Source organism: Arcobacter cryaerophilus gv. crypticus, from assembly GCF_002993025.1.
Lineage (GTDB): Bacteria > Campylobacterota > Campylobacteria > Campylobacterales > Arcobacteraceae > Aliarcobacter > Aliarcobacter cryaerophilus_B.
Genome location: NZ_NXGI01000011.1, coordinates 1 through 759, shown reverse-complemented (window position 1 = coordinate 759; position 759 = coordinate 1). Strand labels below are relative to the sequence as shown.

The 759-nt window shown below is 25.4% G+C and carries 1 protein-coding gene; it reads right to left on the bottom strand.

Annotated features, from left to right (window positions below; genetic code table 11):
• Positions 1-759 (bottom strand): transposase (locus CJ670_RS05940; protein WP_165785193.1); only part of this gene is annotated, 759 nt, incomplete at both ends.

Here is a 759-nt window from a genome sequence, read left to right as displayed (position 1 = left end):
ATCTCTAAAAAGCTCTCCTAATGTTTGTGGTTCATTATTGATACGATTGATATAGCTTGTAAGATTATAAGCAAAGAAAGATAGAGTAATCCTAGCAACGAGTGCCTCAAAGATTCTATTTTCTTCTTTTCCAAATTGAAAATACTCTCGTAAATCTTTATATCCTTGTTCAATATTCCATCGTTTTTTATAGGTATTTATAATTTCAATATCAGATAAAATTGTATTTGTTGAGATAATTGGAATTAAATTTTCTTTAGTTTTTATAAAAACTATTTTAATTTTTCCAAGTGTTTTATGTGTAGTTATAGTTGATACATAACTGTATTTAATAGAGTTATAATTTCCTAACTTTGAAACTTTATTTTGTTTTGAATTATTGTAAAGTATTTCAAGTGTTCTATATTTTCCTGTAAATTGCCAAATCCTAGGATTATTTGCAACTCTTGCAATTACATCAAGACCATTTGCTTGCACAGTATTTATAAAATCAGGTTTTGCATACCAGCTGTCAACCAAAAGATAATCTGCATATATTCCAGATTTTAAAACTCTATTTACCATCTCAAGAGCTAAAATATTTTTACCATCATTACCTTCAATTCTTCGTTTATATGCATTACTTTTATGATGAAAACTATTTTCATTAATATTTATAGTTTGATTTTTATTATAATTTATAGAGAAATCTAACATCATATCAGTATGAGAATCACTGTAATTCAAAGATACTATATTTAAACCTTTTACAGTTCTATG